15 protein-coding genes are annotated in these 20,192 nt (G+C 70.5%); 11 read left to right on the top strand and 4 right to left on the bottom strand.

Annotated elements, in window-relative coordinates; genetic code table 11:
• Positions 1-98: 98 nt before the first annotated feature.
• Entirely contained in the window at positions 99-611 is a 513-nt protein-coding gene (gene msrA, locus ACFWU3_RS29375; protein WP_384443724.1) for a peptide-methionine (S)-S-oxide reductase MsrA, read from the top strand.
• Positions 612-762: 151 nt separating this feature from the next.
• On the opposite strand, the gene ACFWU3_RS29370 is transcribed toward msrA, so the two are convergent.
• Together ACFWU3_RS29370 and ACFWU3_RS29365 are read right to left on the bottom strand one after the other, a co-directional pair.
• The gene (locus ACFWU3_RS29370) at positions 763-1,989 is read right to left on the bottom strand and encodes an AI-2E family transporter (RefSeq protein ID WP_384443722.1); all 1,227 of its coding nucleotides are present in this window, start codon (positions 1,987-1,989) and stop codon (positions 763-765) included.
• A 29-nt stretch (positions 1,990-2,018) separates the two neighbouring features.
• Positions 2,019-3,659, bottom strand: a complete 1,641-nt coding sequence (locus ACFWU3_RS29365) for an alpha/beta hydrolase (protein ID WP_384443720.1) — start codon at positions 3,657-3,659, stop codon at positions 2,019-2,021.
• A gap of 244 nt (positions 3,660-3,903) precedes the next feature.
• Between ACFWU3_RS29365 and ACFWU3_RS29360 the strand changes: the two genes are divergently transcribed.
• The 7 genes from ACFWU3_RS29360 to ACFWU3_RS29330 all read left to right on the top strand — a co-directional run bounded on the left by ACFWU3_RS29360 (position 3,904) and on the right by ACFWU3_RS29330 (position 12,900).
• Positions 3,904-4,827: an aldose 1-epimerase family protein gene (locus ACFWU3_RS29360; RefSeq protein WP_384443718.1), complete on the top strand. Its 924-nt coding sequence runs from the start codon at positions 3,904-3,906 to the stop codon at positions 4,825-4,827.
• Positions 4,824-5,765, top strand: a complete 942-nt coding sequence (locus ACFWU3_RS29355; RefSeq protein ID WP_384443716.1) for a cyclase family protein — start codon at positions 4,824-4,826, stop codon at positions 5,763-5,765. The genes ACFWU3_RS29360 and ACFWU3_RS29355 overlap by 4 nt, the downstream gene beginning before the upstream one ends.
• 172 nt (positions 5,766-5,937) lie before the next feature.
• The gene (locus ACFWU3_RS29350; RefSeq protein WP_384443714.1) at positions 5,938-7,518 is read left to right on the top strand and encodes a GMC oxidoreductase; all 1,581 of its coding nucleotides are present in this window, start codon (positions 5,938-5,940) and stop codon (positions 7,516-7,518) included.
• A 150-nt stretch (positions 7,519-7,668) separates the two neighbouring features.
• Entirely contained in the window at positions 7,669-8,508 is an 840-nt protein-coding gene (locus tag ACFWU3_RS29345; RefSeq protein WP_384443712.1) for an SDR family oxidoreductase, read from the top strand.
• Positions 8,509-8,540: 32 nt separating this feature from the next.
• Positions 8,541-10,019, top strand: a complete 1,479-nt coding sequence (locus tag ACFWU3_RS29340; RefSeq protein ID WP_384443710.1) for a cytochrome ubiquinol oxidase subunit I — start codon at positions 8,541-8,543, stop codon at positions 10,017-10,019.
• Positions 10,016-11,071, top strand: coding sequence for a cytochrome d ubiquinol oxidase subunit II (locus ACFWU3_RS29335; RefSeq protein WP_384443708.1), 1,056 nt, complete (start codon positions 10,016-10,018; stop codon positions 11,069-11,071). Before ACFWU3_RS29340 ends, ACFWU3_RS29335 begins: the two co-directional genes overlap by 4 nt.
• A 59-nt stretch (positions 11,072-11,130) precedes the next feature.
• Positions 11,131-12,900 (top strand): cation:proton antiporter, encoded by a 1,770-nt coding sequence (locus tag ACFWU3_RS29330; RefSeq protein WP_384443706.1) that lies wholly within the window; start codon positions 11,131-11,133, stop codon positions 12,898-12,900.
• A 66-nt stretch (positions 12,901-12,966) separates the two neighbouring features.
• Here the strand turns inward: ACFWU3_RS29330 and ACFWU3_RS29325 are convergent, their stop codons facing one another.
• A complete protein-coding gene (locus tag ACFWU3_RS29325) occupies positions 12,967-14,808 on the bottom strand; it encodes a glycoside hydrolase family 15 protein (protein WP_384443704.1) in 1,842 nt (613 codons plus the stop codon).
• Between the two features lie 223 nt (positions 14,809-15,031).
• Here ACFWU3_RS29325 and ACFWU3_RS29320 point away from each other — a divergent pair, with 223 nt between their 5' ends.
• The 3 genes from ACFWU3_RS29320 to ACFWU3_RS29310 all read left to right on the top strand — a co-directional run bounded on the left by ACFWU3_RS29320 (position 15,032) and on the right by ACFWU3_RS29310 (position 18,588).
• Positions 15,032-16,336, top strand: a complete 1,305-nt coding sequence (locus tag ACFWU3_RS29320; RefSeq protein WP_384443702.1) for a DUF2254 domain-containing protein — start codon at positions 15,032-15,034, stop codon at positions 16,334-16,336.
• A 307-nt stretch (positions 16,337-16,643) separates the two neighbouring features.
• Complete coding sequence (locus ACFWU3_RS29315; protein ID WP_384443700.1) at positions 16,644-18,113, top strand: APC family permease; 1,470 nt, start codon at positions 16,644-16,646, stop codon at positions 18,111-18,113.
• 79 nt (positions 18,114-18,192) lie between these two features.
• Positions 18,193-18,588: a molybdopterin-binding protein gene (locus tag ACFWU3_RS29310; RefSeq protein WP_384443698.1), complete on the top strand. Its 396-nt coding sequence runs from the start codon at positions 18,193-18,195 to the stop codon at positions 18,586-18,588.
• Positions 18,589-18,610: 22 nt separating this feature from the next.
• Here ACFWU3_RS29310 and ACFWU3_RS29305 read toward each other — a convergent pair whose 3' ends face one another.
• Positions 18,611-20,179 (bottom strand): PucR family transcriptional regulator, encoded by a 1,569-nt coding sequence (locus ACFWU3_RS29305; protein WP_384443696.1) that lies wholly within the window; start codon positions 20,177-20,179, stop codon positions 18,611-18,613.
• Positions 20,180-20,192: the final 13 nt, after the last annotated feature.

Raw genomic sequence — 20,192 nt, 5'->3', positions numbered from 1 at the left:
CTTTTGATACGGCTTCCCGCTGATGCATGCTGGAGGAGCGGCTCGCCCCGATCCCAGAGGCGTGACCTGCGGTTCGACCGAAGCGGAGGAGACAGGCCATGACCGACGACCAACAGAAGGCGCTGCTGGCGGGCGGATGCTTCTGGGGCATGCAGGATCTGATCCGGACGCTCCCCGGTGTCCTCACCACACGCGTGGGATACAGCGGTGGCGACACCCCTCATGCCACGTACCGCAATCACGGGAACCATGCCGAGGCGATCGAGATCGTCTTCGACCCGGCAGTGACCGACTACCGCACGATCCTCGAGTACTTCTTCCAGATTCACGACCCGACCACGAAGAACCGGCAGGGCGGCGACATAGGCGCCGACTACCGTTCCGCCATCTTCTACGCCGACGACGAGCAGAAGCGCGTCGCCGAGGACACCATCGCGGATGTCGAGGCCTCCGGCCTGTGGCCCGGAAAGGTGGTCACCGAGGTCGCGCCGGCCGGTGCGTTCTGGGAGGCCGAACCGGAGCACCAGGATTACCTGCAGAAGTATCCCGAGGGGTACACCTGCCACTTCCCGCGGCCGAACTGGCAACTGCCGAGGCGCGCAGAGATCTGAGGGCTGTCCCGCCCTCGGCCGCACGTCACGTCGAAAAGCCGGACGAGCAGGGGCGCGTGGAGCTGGACCCCGACGCATACGGAGTCCTCCGACGGGTCCGGCTCGGCCGAGGTGACCGAGGTGACCTCCCGCACCGGGACCCGGACGTCCCTCAGCCCGGCGCCCCCGCGTCGGCCGTTCCCGGCGGAGGATCGGCCGGCCGGTTCAGCAGATAGCCGGCCACCGTGTTGGCCACCGCCACCAGGGGCACGGCGACGACGGCGCCGCCGATGCCGGCCACCAGCCCTCCTGCCGTCACCGAGAAGATCACCGCCAGCGGATGCACGCGGACCGCGCGGCCGAGGATGAACGGCTGGAGGATGTGTCCTTCGAGCTGCTGCACGCCGAGCACGACGATCAGGACCAGCAGCGCGGTGACCACGCCGTTGGCCACGAAGGCGACGATGACCGCCAGCAGTCCCGAGACCACCGCGCCCACCAGGGGGATGAACGCTCCGGCGAAGACGACGACGGCGAGTGGCAGGGCCAGGGGGACGCCGAGGATGTAGATGCCCAGGCCGATGCAGACGGCGTCGATGAGGGCGACGACGAGCGTGCCGTGGACGTACGCCGTGAGGGTGTCCCACGCCCGGGGACCGGCGCCGGCGAGCGCTGGGCGGGCGGGAGCGGGAGCGAACTTCAGGCACCACCTCCAGATGCGCGGCCCGTCGTAGAGCAGGAACAGCGTGGAGAACAGGGTCAGCAGGCACCCGGTGAGCAGTTCCAGGACGACGGTCACGCCCTGAAGGCCGGCGTCGGCCAGTTGTTCCCTGCTGGAGCCGATTCCGTCCCTCAGCATCCTGGTGAAGTCGTCGATCTGGGCTTCCGTGACGTGGAAGGGGCTGTTGAGCAGCCAGCGTTTGGCGTCGTCGATGCCGTCCTGGAGCCGGGCGGAGAGCTCGGCCAGATTGGTCATGACCTGCCAGACGACGAACCATCCCACCAGCCCCAGCAGCGCGAAGCCGAGGAGTGCCGTCATGGCCGTGGCCAGCCCCTGTGACACCCCGTGCCGGTGGAGGCGGGCCACGGTGGACTGGAGAAGCGCGGTGATGAGAAGGGACGCGACGAACGCGAGCACGAGTACGCGCACAGCGCTGATCGCCTGCACCAGTACCCAGAGCGTGGCCGCGATGACGAGGAGACGCCATCCGGCTTCGGCGGCGACGCGAACGCCCCAGGGGACTGCCGTGGCCGGCTGCGGTCGGGCACCGGCGGAAGCCACCCGGGACGGGGGCGGCGAAGCCGGCTCAGGAGGGTCGACGGCCCGCTCCTGCGACGGTGGTTGGGCCGTCTTGTGTGCCTTGGCGCGGAGGCGCTTCAACCACGTCTCACGTCCCACGTCCGCACCTCTCCCTCCGTCTTCCTCGGTCAACGCGTGGGTGTGGGGGCGAGTCCACCCCCGCCCGCGGCGATGCCACCGGTCGGCTTGGTCGGCTTGGTCGGCTTGGTCGGCTTGGTCGGGCTGAACGGCGCGGTGTCCTGTCGGCAGGTGGCCCCGACGGGCGGCAGCGCGCCGGTGGTGAAGTAGCGCACGGCGTACCGGTTCACGCAGGTGCTGGGATTGACCAGGGCGGTGTGGCCGTAGCCCTGGAGCGTCAGCAGGCGGGCGTCGGCCAGTTCGCGGGCCATGACCTCGGCGGCCTGATAGGAAGTGGCCGGGTCGTAGGTGGGATTGACGACCAGGATCGGGTGCGAGGTGGGGCGGTTCCACGGACCCGTGTAGCGGTGGGCCGCTGTCGCCGGCCACTGGCCGCACCACTCGTAGTCCCACACCCAGCGGCGGCCGAGATCCCCCGCGCGTGCCGCGCTGAACGCGTCGAGTTCGGCATAGCGGCTGAGGACACGGGGGTTGGGGCTCTCGGAGCAGACGACGGCGGCCTCCTGCTCGAAGCCCGGGTAGGCCGTGCTCGCAGGGGCCGCGGGCAGGCTCGGAGCGCGTCCTTGCCACAGCGCCTCCAGCGTCTCGGCCGCGTCGGTCCACCCCGGGGTGACGAAGTAGAGCGAGGACCGCAAGGTGTCCACGGTCTTGGCGTAGGTCCACTCGCCGACCGGTTGGCGTCGGAGCCGTTCCATCAGGGCGGTCAGTTTGGCGCGGGTGGCACCCGGGCTGCCGGCGGAGAACGCGCACAGCGATGCCGGGCCTCGACCGCACAGGTCGAGGAACTGGTCCAGTGTCGCGGCCGATCCCAGATCCGAGCCCATGCGCAACGCGGTGGTCAGCCGCGCCCTGCCGGTCATGGCTCCGTCCGCGTAGCCGAGGGGGTCGACGTTGCCGTCCAGGAGCAGGCCGCCCACCTTGTCGGGGAAGAGGTTCGCGTAGACGGCACCGAGAAACGTGCCGTACGAGATGCCCCAGTAGCTGAGCTGTTCGTCCCCCACCGCCTGGCGCAGCCGGTCCAGATCGCGGGCGCTGTCGGGGGTGGAGACATGCGGCAGCAGCTTCGCGGCCCGCTGCTCGCAGCCCTCGGCCAGTTCAGCCCTCCCGGCGAACCAGGCCCGTCGTTCTTTCTCCCCCACCGGGAATCCCGCCGGCTGCCGCGCCCACCAGGCGTTCGCCTCCTCCGCGCTGCCGAAGCAGCGCACCGCGGTGCTACGGCCCACACCGCGGGGATCCCAGCTGACGATGTCGAAACGCTCGCGCAGCTCGGCCGGGAAATACCGTTCGTACCAGGCCGGCAGAGCATTGGTGCCGGCTCCGCCGGGGCCGCCGGGGTTGAAGAACAGCGACCCGAGTCTCTCGGACGGGCCGGTGGCTCCGCGCCGGATCAGAGCGAGATCGATGGTCTCTCCGGCCGGACGGTCGTAGTCGAGCGGAACGTCCAGCGTCGCGCACTCGAATCCCCGCTGTGCCTCTTCCTCGCACGGCCGCCACGTCAGTGAGGCTGCCCCGGAGCCCCCACCACGTACGGTCGGCGGTCCGGTGGCGCCGGTGGTCAGGAGTACGCACGGCAGGAGCATCGCGACGCACCACGCGGCACGGCTTCGCCGGCCGGATATCGGGCCTGGCATCAGATCTCCTCCGCCGTCCATCTGCCGGGCCGCCGTCGCCGGTGTCCCCTGGTCTGGACTCACCTCACCATCGCCCGGGGCAGGGCAGCACCCGTTGCGCACCCGAACGCGGTACGGCCCGCGGGCGCCCCGGCTCCCGGCCGGGCCGCCGACGTGCGCGGCGGGACGCGGGGGCGGAGATTGTAGGGAGCGGAGATCGCGAGGAGCGGACACCGGCCGCGTCGCACGAGCTGAGGAGCCGCCCATGTCGACGGGCCCGACAGGCGAACAGTGGGAGATACGCCGGGACGGTCAGCGTGCCGTGGTGGTCCAGCTGGGTGCGGCGCTGCGCCACTACGAGGCGGACGGCAGACCGGTGCTGGACGGCTTCGGCGAGGACGAGGCGATCAGCGGCGGGCGGGGGCAGATCCTCGTCCCCTGGCCCAACCGGGTGGGGGACGGGCGCTACCGCTTCGCCGGCGACGACCTCCAACTGCCGCTCACCGAACCGGAGAAGCACAACGCCATCCACGGCCTGCTCCGCTGGAGCCCGTGGCGGCTGCTCGTGCACGGGGAGGACGTGGTGGCGGCCGGGACCACCGTCTTTCCCCAACCGGGATACCCCTTCCGGCTGGACGTCGTCGCCGAGTACCGGCTCGGGCCCGAGGGACTCGAAACCACCGTCTCCGCCACCAACACGGGCGGTGTCCCCGCTCCCTACGGCGTGGGGCAGCATCCGTATCTGACGGTCGGCACCGACCGGGTGGACGACGCCCTGCTGACGGTCCCCGCCCGGTACCGGCTGCGCGCCGACGACAACGGGCTGCCCGTCGCCCGGGAAGACGTCGCCGGCACGGAGTACGACTTCCGCACCGCCCGCCCGATCGACGGCGCCCAGCTGGACACCGCCTTCACCGGGCTGGAGCGCGACCCGTCGGGCCGTGCCGTCGTACGGCTCGCGCACCCCACCGGGCGGCACGGCGTCGACCTGTGGCTCGGCGACGGCACGCGGTATGCGCAGATCTACACGGGCGACACGCTCGACCCGCCCCACCGGCGCCGCGGCCTCGCCGTGGAGCCCATGTCCTGTCCCGCGGACGCCTTCCGCAGCGGCACCGATCTCACCGTCCTGGATCCGGGGGACGGTCATGTGCTGCGGTGGGGCCTGAGCCCCTGGGGGACCGGATGACCTCACCTTCGCCGGCGGCCGGGGAGCGGATGAGCGGGGACGCGTTCCGGTCGCTGTACACGCGGCTGCGCGACGGGACGCGGACGGCGGATCCCCGCGGGGCGCTGCGCCATCTGACGCCCGAGCGGGTCGTGGCGGCCGCCGCGCGGGTGCGGCTCGGCCGTACGGTGTCGCTGGCCGCCCCGGTGGACACCCACCCCGCCCCGGACAATCCCGTACCGGCGGAACACCGGATGCTGGGACCCGACGCGGGCGAGACCGGGGCCGAGGGGCTGCACTTCGCCCTGGACCGCATCGCCATGAACGTCCACGGGGACGCGACCAGCCATCTCGACGCCCTCTGCCATGTCCTGTACGACGGCGAGCTGTACGACGGAGTGCCCGCGAGCACCGTGACGCCCGAGGGGGCCCGTGCGCTCTCCGTGGACCTGGTCGCGGAGGGCATCGTCGGCCGTGGGGTGCTGCTGGACATTCCCCGGCTGCGCGGCGTGCCCTGGCTGGAGCCCGGTGACTGGGTGACCCCGGACGATCTGACGGCGGCCGAGGCCGCGCAGGGGGTCCGGGTCTCTCCCGGTGATCTGCTGTTCGTGCGGGTGGGGCACCGCCGGCGCCGCGACGAGCTCGGCCCGTGGGACGTGGCCCGGGAGCGGGCCGGACTGCACCCGGAAGCCGTGGCGTTCCTGGCCGAGCGGCAGGTCTCGGTCCTCGGCGGGGACGGCAACAACGACACCGCGCCCAGCCTGGTGGCGGACGTCGCCTTCCCGGTGCATGTACTGGCCATCCACGCCATGGGGGTGCACCTCATGGACTACCTCCAGTTCGAGGAGCTGGCCCCGGCCTGCGCCGATGCGGGCCGCTGGGACTTTCTGTGCACGGTCGCGCCGCTGCGGGTGCCGGGGGCCACGGGCTCGCCCGTGAACCCGATCGCCGTGCTGTGACCGGGCCGGGGGCGGCGGACCGGCGTGCGGTCGCCGTCCACCCGGAGGGCGGATACGTTCGAAGGGGCGGGGCCGACAGGTCTCCCGGGTGGGGCAGCAGGTCTCCGCAGCGCGGAGTGACAGGTCCTGGCCGCGCCAGGGCAGGGCCCCGAGCGCAAGGACGGTGGTCGCTGTGGGCGACTTCCCCCACTACGACGTCATCATCATCGGCACCGGCGCCGGCGGCGGCACACTCGCCCACCGGCTCGCCCCTTCCGGCAAGCGGGTCCTCCTTGTCGAGCGCGGCGACTATCTGCCGCGTGAACGGGACAACTGGGACTCCACCGCCGTGTTCGTGAAGGGCAAGTACCGGGCCCCGGAGTTCTGGCTCGACCGGCACGGCAGCGAATTCCCGCCCGAGGTCAACTACTACGTCGGCGGGAACACCAAGTTCTACGGCGCCGCGCTGTTCCGGCTGCGGCCCGAGGACTTCGGCGAGCTCCGTCACCACGGCGGCATCTCGCCCGCCTGGCCGATCCGGTACGAGGACCTGGAGCCGTACTACACCGAGGCCGAGCACCTCTACCTCGTGCACGGGCAGCACGGGGAGGACCCGACGGAGGGCGCGGCCAGTGCGCAGTACGCGCATCCGCCGGTGGAACACGAGCCGCGCATCCAGAAGTTGAGCGACGACCTGGAGAAGCGCGGGCTGCGTCCGTTCCATCTGCCCATCGGCGTCAACCTCAGCCAGGACGGCAGCGGCGCGGCCACGCATGCGAGCGTCTGCATCCGGTGCAACCGGGTCGACGGCTTTCCGTGCCTGGTGCGCGGGAAGTCCGACGCCGAGGTGATCTGTGTGGAGCCGGCGCTGCGGCACCCCAACGTCGAGATGATCACCAACACCCAGGTGGTCCGGCTGGAGACCGATCCGACGGGACGCAGTGTGAACGCGGTCGTCGGCCGGCTCGCCGACGGCTCGGAGATCCGCCTCACGGCGGACGTCGTGGTCGTCTCCTGCGGGGCGGTCAACTCCGCCGCCCTGCTGCTGGCCTCGGCCGACGACCGGCATCCCGCCGGTCTCGCCAACAGCTCCGACGTGGTCGGCCGCTACTACATGCGGCACAACAACATGGCGCTGATGGCCGTTTCGAAGGAACCCAACGACACCCAGTTCCAGAAGACGCTCGCCCTGCACGACTGGTACTTCGGCGCCGACGACTGGGACTTCCCGCTCGGCGGCATCCAGATGCTCGGCAAGTCGGACGCCGAGCAGATCCACGGCGAAGCCCCGAAGTGGGCGGGCGCCGTGGCTCCCGACATGCCGTTCGAGGTCCTGGCGCACCACGCCGTCGACTTCTGGCTCTGCGGCGAGGACCTCCCCCTGCCCGGCAACCGCGTCACCCTGGACGGCGACGCCCGTATCCGGCTGGCTCTCGACGAGACGAACAACATCGAGGGACTGAAGCGGCTGCGGCACAAACTCCAGGGAATGCTCGGGCACTTGGGCATGCACGAACACCAGCTGCTGTCCCACAGCATCTATCTCCACAAGGGGATGCCGATCGGCGCCACCGCGCACCAGGCGGGCACCGTGCGCTTCGGCACCGACCCGGCCGCCTCCGCCCTGGACGTCAACTGCAAGGCCCACGACCTCGACAACCTCTATGTCGTCGACACGAGCTTCTTCCCGAGCATCGGCGCGGTGAACCCGTCGCTGACGGCCATCGCCAACGCCCTGCGGGTCGGCGACCACCTCGTGGAGCGGCTGGGCTGACGGGCGGGCGCGTTGGGCCGCCCGGGCGAAGATGCTCCGCCAGGCGGATCAACCCCCGCTCGCCGGACACACCTCCCGCCGCCGCCGGTGGTTGCGTGGCCCCGCCCCAGCCGGGTGGACCGGGGCGCCGCAGCGAGGAGGCAGGGCATCATGAGTTCCAGCGAGGGCGCACCTCAGGGTGTCATTCCACCGCGTCTGCTCAAGGGCCAGAAGGCACTGGTCACGGGCGCCAACTCGGGCATCGGGAAGGCCACGGCCATCGGGCTCGGCCGGGCCGGCGCGGATGTGGTCGTGAACTATGTGAGCGGCGCCGACGCCGCGCAGGAAGTGGTCGACGAGATCACCTCGTTCGGGGTCCGCGCGGCCGCCTACGCAGCGGACGTCTCCCAGGAGGACCAGGTCGTCGCCATGACGGACCGCATGGTCGAGGAGTTCGGGACGATCGACATCCTGGTCGCCAACGCCGGGCTGCAGCGGGACGCGCGGTTCACCGACATGACCCTGGCGCAGTGGCAGAAGGTGCTCGACGTCAACCTCACCGGCCAGTTCCTGTGCGCCCGGGAGGCGACCAGGGAGTTCCGGCGCCGCGGCGTCGTCCCCGAGGTCTCCCGGTCGGCGGGAAAGATCATCTGTATGAGCTCGGTGCACCAGATCATCCCCTGGGCGGGCCACGTCAACTACGCCTCGTCCAAGGGCGGCGTGCAGATGATGATGGCGACCCTGGCCCAGGAGCTGGCCCCGGAGAAGATCCGGGTGAACGCCGTCGCCCCCGGCGCCATCCAGACCCCGATCAACCGCGACGCCTGGGAGACGCCCGAGGCCCGTGAGGAACTGCTGAAGCTCATTCCCTACGACCGTATCGGCGAGCCGCAGGACATCGCGCACGCCGTCGTCGGCCTCGCCTCCGACCTCATGGACTACGTGGTCGGGACGACGCTCTACGTCGACGGCGGGATGACCCTCTTCCCGGGCTTCGCCACCGGCGGCTGACCTTCCCTCACGTCACGGACAGCGAAGGTTCCATGCACACCTCGTTCCACCTGCTGGCGGATGCGCCGGCGCAGCTGCTGCCCGCCCGGGAACTCATGGCGTTCACCCTCGCCTCCCACATCATCCTGGTGCCGCTGGGGGTGGCGCTCCCCTTCATCACCCTGCTGATGCACTACCGGGGACTGCGTCGCAAGGACGCGACGGCGCTCCTGCTGGCCCGGCGCTGGTCGGCCGTGATGGCGGTGCAGTTCGCCGTCGGGGTGGTCACCGGCACCGTGCTGTCCTTCGAGTTCGGGCTGCTCTGGCCGGGTCTCATGGGCAGATGGGGGGACGTCTTCGGGATCGGGTTCGGTGTCGAGGCATGGGCGTTCTTCCTGGAGGCCGTGCTCATCGCCATCTACCTGTACGGATGGCGGCGGCTGAAGCCCCGGACCCACTTCCTCCTCGCGCTGCCGCTGCCGGCCACCGCACTGCTCGGGGCGTTCGGCATCCTGGCCGCCAACTCCTGGATGAACACTCCGCAGGGCTTCTCCCTCGACAGCGAGGGCAACCCGGTCGACGTGGACGTCTGGAAGGCCATCTTCACGCCGATGTTCGGGCCGCAGTACTGGCACTTCGTCGTGGCGATGCTGATCACCGCGGGCTATGTGGTGGCGGGCGTCTACGCCGTCGGCCTGCTGCGCGGTCGCCGCGACCACTACCACCGGCTCGGATTCACCGTTCCGTTCACCGTCGCCGCGGTGGCGACTCCCGTGCAGTTCATTCTGGGCGACTCCATCGCGCGGTCGGTGTTCCACAAGCAGCCGGTGAAGTTCGCGGCCCTGGAGATCGTCTGGAAGACCGACACCCGGGTTCCGGAGTACCTCTTCGGCCGCCTGCATCCCGACGGTTCCGTCTCGGGAGGTATCAAGATCCCGCTGCTCGACTCCGTCCTGGCCGGATTCAGTCCGAACACCACGGTGGTGGGGCTGAGTTCGGTCCCCGCGGACCAGCGGCCGACGGCCGTTCAGGCGACGATCGCGCACTGGGCCTTCGACCTCATGGTGCTGATCGGGTCGGTGCTGGTGCTGCTCGCCCTCTGGTACGGCCTCGTCCGGCTGCGGCACCGTCGGCTTCCCGAGTCGAAGTGGTTCTTCCGCAGCGCGGCCTGTGCGGGCGTCGCGTCCGTCGTCGCCGTCGAGTGCGGCTGGATCGCCACCGAGGTGGGACGCCAGCCCTGGATCGTCTACCAGAACATGCGGGTCGCCGAGGCCGTCACCTCGACCCGCTCCACCACCCTCTGGATCATGCTCGGTCTGGTGATCGTGGTGTACGTGTTCATCTTCGGCTCGTTCCTCGCGATCCTGCTCCGGATGCGCACGCGCTGGCGGCTCGCGGACGAACAGCGGGCGGCGGGGAGCCCCGTGTCACCGCCCGAGGCGGACACACCGTACGGGCCGCGGGCGCCCGTTCCCGCGGGTGACGCCCCCGCGGCCGGCCCGGAGACCCCGTCGGAAGGCGGCCGTCCGTGAGCGCCGATCTCATCGCCGTGGTGCTGCTGCTCGCGGTGGCCGCGTACACCTGCGCGGGCGGCACCGACTACGGCGCCGGCTTCTGGGACCTGACCGCCGGGGGCGCCGAGCGCGGCAAGCGGCCCCGGTGGCTCATCGACCACGCCATGGCGCCCGTGTGGGAGGTCAACAACGTCTGGCTGGTCTTCATCCTCGTCATCACCTGGACCGGCTTCCCCACGCTCTTCCAGACCGTCTTCTCCGCGATGTGGCTCCCGCTGGCCCTGGCAGCCGTGGGCATGGTCCTGCGCGGCGCGGGCTTCGCGTTCCGCAAGCCGGCCCGGCGGCTCGCCGGCCGGCGGCTGTACGGAGCGGTGTTCGCCGTGGCGTCGCTCGTGACGCCGTTCTTCCTCGGCGCCGCCGTCGGCGGTGTCGCCTCGGGCCGTGCGGCGCCCGGTACGCCGGCCACGGCGGACGTCTGGGCCAACCCCACCTCGGTGCTGTTCGGGCTGCTGGCCGTCGCGACCACGGCGCTCCTCGGCGCGGTGTTCCTCGCCGGGGACGCACGCCGTTTCGACGCGCCCGACCTCGTCGGCTACTTCCGCGGACGCGCGCTCGCCGCGCTGGCCGTGCTCGCGGTGCTGGCCGTGATCACGCTGTTCGTCACCCACGACGACGCTCCCCACGTATGGCACGGACTCACCCACGGGGTCGGTCTGTTCTTCGTCGTCCTGGCCACCGTGGCCGCACTCGCGACCGCCTGGCTGCTGCTGCGGACTCCCGGCAACTGGGCCCGCGTCACGGCCGTCTGCGTCGTGGCGTCCGCCGTGATCGCCTGGGGCATGGCCCAGCGCCCCTACCTCGTCCCGACCTCGCTGACCGTCGCCGACGGCGCGGGTGCGCCCTCGACGCTGACCTGGCTGGCGGTCGTCACGCTGGTGGCCGTGGTGATCGTCTTCCCGGCCGTCGGCCTTCTGTACTGGCTCGACACCCATGGCGAACTCGAAGAACTCAGCGACACCGACCTGAGGCGGGACGGCGCGGGCGGTGACAGCGCGCCCGGGAGCAACTGACCCGCTGCCACGGGTGATTCCCCGCCCCACCTGCCCGGCCTCCGACGAAGGGAGCCGTTGTGACCGACGACCAGATCCTTCTCGGGTTCGCGCTGACCCTGGTCATCGCGACCGCATCACAGATCCTGGCGAGCAAACTGTGCGTGCCCGCCCTGATCCTGCTGCTCCCCGCCGGGTTCGCCGCAGGCGCCCTGACGGATGTCATCCACCCGGACCGACTGATGGGACAGAACTTCTCCGTCCTGGTGTCGCTGTCCGTCGCGGTGATCCTCTACGACGCCGGGCTGGGCCTCAACCTGCGCAAACTCACCGGTCACACCCGGTCGGTCGTGGGACGGCTGCTGCTGCTCGGCATCCTGATCACCTTCTTCGCCACCAGCGCCGTGGCGCCGGCCATGTTCGACATGCCCCTCAGGGTGGCGGCGATGCTCGGCACCATCCTCGTGGTCTCCGGGCCCACCGTCGTCGGACCGCTGCTCGACTTCGTACGGCCCTCCGACCGCGTACGCCGCATCCTCATCTGGGAGGGGACGCTCACCGATCCGATCGGCGGCATCCTCGGCGCGCTGGTGTTCCACGCCATCGCCACGACGCACCGGGTCGACATCGGGCGCGGCTACCAACTGGGTCAGTTCGGCCTCAGCCTGCTCGTGGGGCTGATCGGCGGGGCCGTGGGAACCGCGCTGCTGTGGCTGACGCTGCGCACCCTGCGGCTGGGCGAGACGCTGGGCACCCTGGCGCAACTGGCCACGGTGATCGCCGTCTCCGCGGGCTGCGACATCGTCCGTGACGACACCGGGCTGATCGCCGCCATCGTCACCGGACTCGCCGTGACCAACATCCCCGGCTTCGACATGCCCGCCCGGCGCCCCTTCTTCGAGACCCTGGCCCAGCTGATCATCGGGCTGCTGTTCGTCTCCATCTCCTCCACCGTCACCCCGGCGTCCCTGGTGCCGGTGCTCCTCCCCGCGCTGGGACTCATCGCGATCCTCGTCCTGGTGGTGCGTCCGCTGGTGGCCTACCTCTCGACGACCGGAACCGGCATGAGCCGGGGGGAGCGGGCGTTCACCGGCTGGATGGCGCCACGCGGCATCGTGGCGGCGGCCACGGCGTCGGCCTTCTCGGCGAGCCTCGTGGACCGGGGAGTGGACGGAGCGTCCCGGATCCTCCCGGTCACCTTCCTCGTGATCGTGGGCACCGTTCTGCTGTACGCCCTGACCGCGGCACCGGTGGCCCGGCGGCTGGGCATCGTCAAACCGGCGGGCACCCGGATCCTGCTGGTGGGCGGGAAACGGTGGGTGGTCGAGCTGGGGAAGGCCCTGGGGTCGGCCGGGCTGGACGTGCTGATGTGGGCGGGCCTCGACGAGGAGCGGCAGCGGATCAGGGACGAGGGAATCGAGCTGGCCACGGGTGACCTGCTGGCCACCGCCACCAACCCCGGGGCCCGGCTTGAGGGTGTCACCGCCGTCTTCCTGGCCACCGACGACGACGACTTCAACGCGCTCGCGTCCGTGGTGATGCAGGACAACGTCGAGGGCCCCGTCTACCGGGTCGGACCCCCGCACGACAGCCACGGGGTCATCGCCCCCTACACCGGAGGGGACATCCTGTTCGGCCGTCCTCTCGTCCGCCAGGTCCTGGCCGACCGCTACGAGCAGGGGGCCCGGTTCCTGGTGCAGCCGGCCTCGTCCCCGGTGCCGCCGGAGTACGACACCCTCTTCGTGGTGCGGGCCGACAACAGGCTGGAGCCGGTGACCGAGAAGCAGCGGATCATCCCTGAGGAAGGCGACACCGTCGTCCTGCTGGGCGCCGCCCCCACCGCGGGGTGAGCCGGCCCGGACCGTGGTGGCCCGGATCTCTCCGCCGGACTCGGGACCGGCATGTCTCGGCGGTACTCAGGACCGGGCCTCGCGCGCCCGGTTGATGGCGTCGTCCAGGGTGATCGCCGTGTCGATCATCGCGAGGTGCGTGAACGCCTGCGGGAAGTTGCCCAGTTGCCGTCCCGTCAGGTCGATCTCCTCCGAGTACAGACCCAGGTGGTTGGCGTACGTGAGCATCTTCTCCAGGACCAGTCTGGCCTGGTCCGTCCGTCCCGCCCTGGCCAGGGCGTCGACGTACATGAACGTGCAGAGCGAGAACGTGCCTTCGGAGCCGCGCAGCCCGTCGGGGGAGGCTTCCGGGTTGTAGCGGTAGACGAGGCTGTCGGTGACCAGTTCCCGGTCCATCGCGTTCAGCGTCGACGTCCACATCGGGTCGTCGGGCGTGATGAACCCCACCGTCGGCATCCGCAGCAGCGCCGAGTCGAGGACATCGCTGCCGTAGTGCTGCACGAAGGCGCCGCGCTCCGGGTGCCAGCCACGCGCCAGGACCTGCTCGTAGATCTTGTCGCGCTCGGTCGTCCAGCGGCCCTTGGCGGCAGGCCGGCCGCTCGAATTGGCGAGCCGCAGGGCGCGGTCGAACGCGACCCAGCACATCACCCGTCCGTACGTGAAGTCCTGTCTGCCGCCGCGGGTCTCCCACAGCCCCTCGTCCGGCTGGTCCCAGTGGTCCACCAGCCAGTCGAGGAGCGTGTGCAGCGAGGTCCAGCCCCGGTTGTCGAGCTGGATGCCGTGCTGATGTGCGAAGTAGATGCTGTCCAGTGCCTCGCCGTAGATGTCCAGCTGCAACTGGTCGGCGGCCCCGTTGCCGATGCGCACGGGAGAGGACCCGTGGTACCCCTCCCAGTGATCCAAGGTCTCCTCGACCAGGTCGGAGGAGCCGTCCACCCGGTACATGATGTTCAGCGGTCCGGTGTCGCCGCCCGCCTTCTCCTGCACCCGGTCGCGCAGCCAGCCGGTGAAGGCCTTCGCCTCTTCCTTGAAGCCGAGGCCGAGCAGGGCGTACACCGAGAACGAGGCGTCACGGATCCAGGTGAACCGGTAGTCCCAGTTGCGTTCGCCGCCCAGTTGCTCGGGCAGCCCCGCCGTCGGGGCCGCGACGAGCGCGCCGCTCGGCGCGTATGTCATCAGTTTGAGCGTGATGGCCGAGCGTTCCACCGCCTCGCGCCAGCGGCCCGAGTAGCGGGACTGAGCCAGCCACCCCCGCCAGAATCCGACCGTCTCGCCGAAGAGCTGCTCGAACTCGCCGAGGCGGACTTCGCGTGCCGGCCCCTCGGGCGACGACTCCACCATCAGACCTCGCTGTTGGCCCGCCTCCAGCGGCAGGGTGAAGCGCAGGTCCCTGTCACCCGACACGGCCTTCAACAGCCGGTCGTCCTCCGGCTCGCGGACGGCGTGAACGGCCAGTTCCAGCCCGTCCGAGGCGAACACGGCGCCGTGCTGCGAGATGTGCAGCTCGTGGGGCTTGCGGCCGTAGTCGAACCGCGGGGCGATCTCGACCTCGAAGGTCATGCTGCCGCGTACGCAGCGCAGCATGCGGACGAGCCGATGGCGGCCGGTGGCCTCGGACCCGGTCACCGGCATGAAGTCGAGCACCTCACCCGCACCGGCCTCGGTCATGAACCGGGTCACGAGAATCGCGGTGTCGGGCAGATACAACTGCTTGGTCGAATAGTTCTCCACCGCCGGTTTGACCGTGAAATGGCCACCCTTTTCCCGGTCCAGCAGTGCACCGAAAACACTGGGTGAATCGAAACGCGGACAGCAGAACCAGTCGATCGTCCCGTCGGTCGCCACGAGCGCCGCGGTCTGCAGATCTCCGATCAGACCGTGATTCTCGATCAGCGGGTATTCGTCCATGACGAGCCCCTTCCGGGTTCCCTTCGCTCAGCTTAAGCACGGACCCCACGGGCGGGCCTGCCGAGAAGGCGGCGCCGCAGCCGCCGCCTTCTGCCGCTGCGGCCGTCCGCGAGCGGCCTTAACGTGGTGGGGGAGGGCTGTGCCGAGCCGGAACTGGAGGGCCTCCTGTGCCGTACCGCCGAGCCCCGGCTCCCACGAGTGGACGGGCCCGCACGTGCGGGGCGTGACGTCCTGGGCAGCCGTTTTCGGGCTGCGGCAGTACGCCAAGGCCAGTCTGTGGATCCTGCCCCTCGTCGGTCTCGTGCTCGGTACCCTCCTTGCCGAATGCGCCATCGCGCTGGACGGAAAGGACTGGCCGCCGAGCGGCTGGCGGTATTCGGCGACCACCGCGAGCGGAGTACTCAGCGCCATTGTCGGGGCGATGGTGGCGCTGCTCGGATTTGTTGTGACCATCGGCGTTCTCGTCGTCCAGCAGGCGACCGGAACTCTTTCCCCGCGGTATATGCGCCTGTGGTATCGGGACCGCTTGCAAAAGGCCGTGCTCGCCACGTTCACCGGGACGTTCGCGTTTGCGTTCTCTCTGCTGCGCAGTATCGAGGCGAATTCCGTCCCGGATCTCGGAGTCACCCTCGCCGGACTGGCGGTGGCCGTCAGCCTGCTGCTTCTGCTCGTCTATCTCAACCGGTTCACCCACAACCTCAGGCCGGTGGCCATCGCGGCACTGGTGGGAAGAATGGGGGAGAAGGTCTTCTCCCGTGGCGCCGCGAGAATCCGCGGGGCGGCTCCCGGCGCCGACGAGTCGGTGCCGTCCGGCACCCCGACGACGGTGATCCGCTCCGAACGCGGGGGTGCCATCCAGGCGTTCAACATCACCGGGCTGGTGGCCGAGGCGACGCGTCACGACTGCGTCTTCGTCGTGACCCACCTGATCGGTGACTTCGTCCTGCCCGGCACCGTGCTCGTCGAAGTCCACGGCGGTTCCTCGACGCCGGGCCCGGACCGGGTGAACGGCCTTGTCGCGCTGGGGGCCGAGCGCACCATCGAGCAGGATCCGGCTTTCGCCCTGCGGATTCTCGTCGACATCGCCATCCGGGCGCTCTCCCCGGCGGTGAACGACCCGACGACCGCGGTACAGGTGATCAACTACATCGAGGTCCTGCTCCAGTCCGCCGGCACCTTGCCGCTCCCCGGCCGATACGTCCTGGCCGACGACCGGGGCCGGCCACGACTCGTGCTGCCCGGGCGGGACTGGGACAACTATCTTCAGCTCGGCGTCTGCGAGATCCGCGAATACGGGGGATCGTCCGTGCAGATCTGCCGCCGGCTCCGCGCGCTGCTCGAAGACCTGCTGGACACCCTGCCGCCCGCACGTCATCCAGCGCTGCGGGTCGAGTTGCAGCTGCTCCAGGAGTCGGTCGAGCGGGTGTTCACGGACCCGGTCCGCCGGGCCGTGGCGGAAGCGGCCGACTGTCAGGGCATCGGCGGGCAGTACGGCTCCCCCCGCCGCCCGCACGGCCCGACGGCCTGACCAACCGCGGCCGGACGGTTCCCGAATCGTTCAGTGGGGCCTTGCTGTCCGGGAAACGGACCGGGGCCTGGAAGCGAGCCCTGCGGGCCGCCCGTCGGAAGGGCGTTCTCAGCGGAACGGGCTGAGTGGGAGGCCACGTTCCACGGTGTCGGCACCCGGAGCCAGTCGGGTGCGTACCTTACGAAAGCGTGTCGTACCCGGTAAATCACGGCACGGCCCATGAGGATGTGGCGCTGGTCGTGACGTCCACCGGGGCGTGGGGCGGTCGACAGCCTGGACGGCCTCGACGGAAGGTGCGGTGGCTCGGGTGGCGAAGGCGACGACGGATGCACAGGACAGCGAGAGTGCCGTTGAACTCGGTGGCTACCGGCAGGAGCTGAAGCGGACGCTCGGCTCCTTCCAGGTGTTCGCGATCTCGTTCGCGTTCATCTCGGTGGCGGTCGGCATCTTCGCGACGTACGACGAAGTGCTGCTGACCGCAGGACCGGTCGGGATCTGGCTCTGGGTGATCGCGGCAGCGGGGCAGACCCTGGTGGCGCTGGTGGTGGCGCAGTTCGCGGCCCGCATCCCCCTCAGCGGCTCCTCCTACCAATGGGCCTCACGGCTGGCGAACCCGAAGATCGGCTGGGGATTCGGTTGGCTGACCTTCTGCTACCTGGCGATCGGCGTGGTGGCGGTCGACAACGCGCTGGCGAGTCAGGCATTCATGCCGCTCCTCGGCATGGAGCCGGACGAGGGCACCGCGCGTCTGATCACCCTGGTGGTGCTGTTCGTCCAGACCGTGCTCGCCGTGGCCTCCACGCGCCTCGTCAGCCTGATCAACGTGGCGGCGGTGGGACTCGAACTGCTGCTCGTCGTCGGCGTGGCGATCGCGCTGATCATTGCTGTGCTGGTCACAGGTGACGGTGCGGCCGGCAACCTCACCTCGCGTGGTGTCACCGAGAACGCCACCGACTACTTCGCCGTCGGCGGCGGGCTGATGATCGCGATGATCATGGGCCTCGCCACACTCGTCGGGTTCGACTCCGCGGCGAACCTGGCCGAGGAGGCCAAGGACCCCTATCGCTCCGTCCCCCGCGCGATCGTGGGTTCGGTCGTGGCCGCCGGGCTCCTGGGACTGCTCTTCCTGGTCACGCTCACCGTCGCGATCGACGACATCTCCCGGATCAGCGCCGACGGCTCCCCGGTCGCGGCGATCATGCGCGTTCACCTGGGTCCGGGGATGGAGAGGGTGCTGCTGATCGCGATCACGATCGCGTTCTTCGGCGCCGGGATCGTGGGGATGGTCGCGTGCGCACGGCTTGTCTTCGCGATGTCGCGCGACGCACGCTTCCCTGCCCACCAGCTGATGCGCCGAGTCAACCGGCGCACGCGGACGCCGATCCCGGCGACGATCCTGATCTTCGTCCTCGGGGTGGTCCTGATGGTCGCGCTGCCGGGCGCCGCACTGCTGGAGCTGATCACGGCATCGACGATCCTCCCGGCGATCATCTACGGCTCGACGATCGTCCTCTACCTGGCGGTGCGCGGGCGGCTCGATCGCAGGAAGGGTGCGTTCGACCTCGGGCGCTTCGAGCTGCCGGTCGCGATCTGCGCACTGCTGTGGACACTCGTGGCGCTGTTCGTGCTGGTGACACCCGGGGAGGCGCTGGTCTCCGTCGTGATCGTGGCCGGCCTGCTCGTCGCGGGCGGGCTGTTCTTCCTCGTCATGCTGACGTTCGACCGCCAGGCGCTGGAGACGGAACCCGGGAAGGCGGACGCCTTCGGCGAGAAGTGACGGCGTGAGCGGTGGCGGGCACTGCGCCGGCGGAGCGCCGCGATCCGGACACGTCGCGAGCACGACCTAGAGTGCGCACGTGCAGTCGTACAGCATTGGGCAGGCAGCCGAGTTGCTGCGGGTGAGTTCGGAGACCGTTCGCCGGTGGGCGGACGGCGGGCGGTTGCGGATGGACCGGGACGGCTCGGGGAACCGGGTGATCGACGGGGTGGGGCTCGCCGCCTTCGCCAAGGAGCGGGCCGCCGGGATGCATCCGGTGCCGGAGGGTGTCTTCACCTCCGTGAGAAACGCGTTCGCCGGCATCGTGACCGCGGTCGCCGTCGACGACGTGGCCGCCCAGGTCGAGATCCAGTGCGGGCCCCATCGGGTCGTCTCGCTCGTGACCCGGGAGGCCGTGCGGGAACTGGGCATCGAGGTGGGTGTGACGGTGACCGCGCGGGTGAAGTCGACCAACGTGCACATCGACCTCGGCTGACACCCTCTCGCGCGTACGGCATTCAACTGCACAGGAGCGCGGCGTGCAGGTCGAGCTTGTGGTCGAGGCGGTTCAGGTCGCGGCCGGTGAGTGCCTGGATGCGCTGGATGCGGTAGTGGACGGTGTTGACGTGCAGGTGGAGGGCCTGCGCGGTGCGGCTCCAGGAGCAGTTGTGGGCAAGGAAGACCTCCAGGGTCTTCCGCAGTGTGGTGTGTGAGGCCGAGTCACTCCGGGCGAGAGGGCCGAGGGTCCGGGCACTGAAGGCCGTACGGACATCGGCCGGCACGCCGGCCAGCAGGGACGGCAGCGAGGAGAGGTCCTCGACGGCCGTCACGCTCGCGGTGCAGGGGGCCGTGCTCCGGGCGGCGGCCAGCGCGTAGCGCGCCTGGGCCAGAGCGCTTCGGAGGTCGGCAGCGGAGTGGGTGGGCAGGCTGAGTCCGGCGTGCAGGGGCGCCTCGGGGCGGCAGGCATGGATCAGGGGCCAGATCTCCTGGAGCCGGGACACGTCCGGGCTGTCGGCTCTGTCGGTGTCGTCGGTGCTATTGGTGTTCTCGGTGCTATTGGTGTTGGCCTGTACGACGGCCAGGGCCTCGCCGTGGGGGAGCCGTCCGAGGGCGAAGGCGACCGGGCCGAGGTGACCGAGCGCCTCGTGCAGGGCGGGCACCGCCCCTGACGTGTCGTCACCGCCGAGCGCGGCGACCATCACGCGGAAGGGGCCCGCCGGGGAGAGGCCGATCGCTTCGAGTGCCGCCGGTCCGGGTACGGCGTCGGGTTCCGGGCCGGTGATCAGCCCGATCAGATCCTCGGTGGCTTCCCTCCGGACCGTCCGCCGTGCTTCGTGGGCGTGCCGGTACTGGGCGATGACGTCGGCGATCTCGTGCAGGACGCGGGGCGGGGCCGCGGAGCTGCCGGGCAGGTGCAGATGCCAGGCGTCGTACGGCGTGGTGCCGGTCTGCACGCGCAGGGTCGTGCCCGCGCCCGGTGCCGCCACGAGGTCGGCCGCGCGCCGCGCCGGGATCGCGGGGGCGCCCGGAGTACGGGCAACGGTCCGCCCGGTCGAGGTGAGTATGTAGCCCGGCAGAGGCCCGAGATGGGCGATCGCCCGCTCCAGCAGTTCATCGAGGCCGGCGCCCTGGTCGAGGAGCCCGCTGAGTTCGGTGCGGACGTTCTCCGGCAGTGCGTAGTGCGCGGTGGGCAGCCGGCTGAGGTCGCCCCACTGGCGCAGGTACACCGCTTCGGTGATGGCCCGGAAGGTCGTGTGCGCGGGCACCGCGAGCAGCGGGATGCGGTGCTCACGGCAGGCGTCGACCAGTGCGCCGGGCACCGTGCCGTGGGTCTCCTCTCCCGCGAGAAGAGCGCTGACGTCCGCGGAGCGCAGTGCGGAGACGAAACGGTCGATCGTGGCCCGGCTGTCGTGCGGGTGCCACCAGACCAGTCCGCTGAGGACGATCTCGCCCGGCTGGAGGAAACGGGTGGGGTCCTCCAGGTCGGTGGCCGTGACGCCGCTGATTCCTCGGCTGAGCAGAGCGGGATCGCCCCACAGCAGGGCGATGTCGAGGCTGTCGAGCTGAAGGAGGTGTTCGACGTGCATGCGGTGCTCCTTG

The organism is Streptomyces sp. NPDC058685 (genome assembly GCF_042714725.1).
Taxonomy (GTDB): domain Bacteria; phylum Actinomycetota; class Actinomycetes; order Streptomycetales; family Streptomycetaceae; genus Streptomyces.
This window is presented reverse-complemented; position numbering and strand designations above follow the sequence as displayed.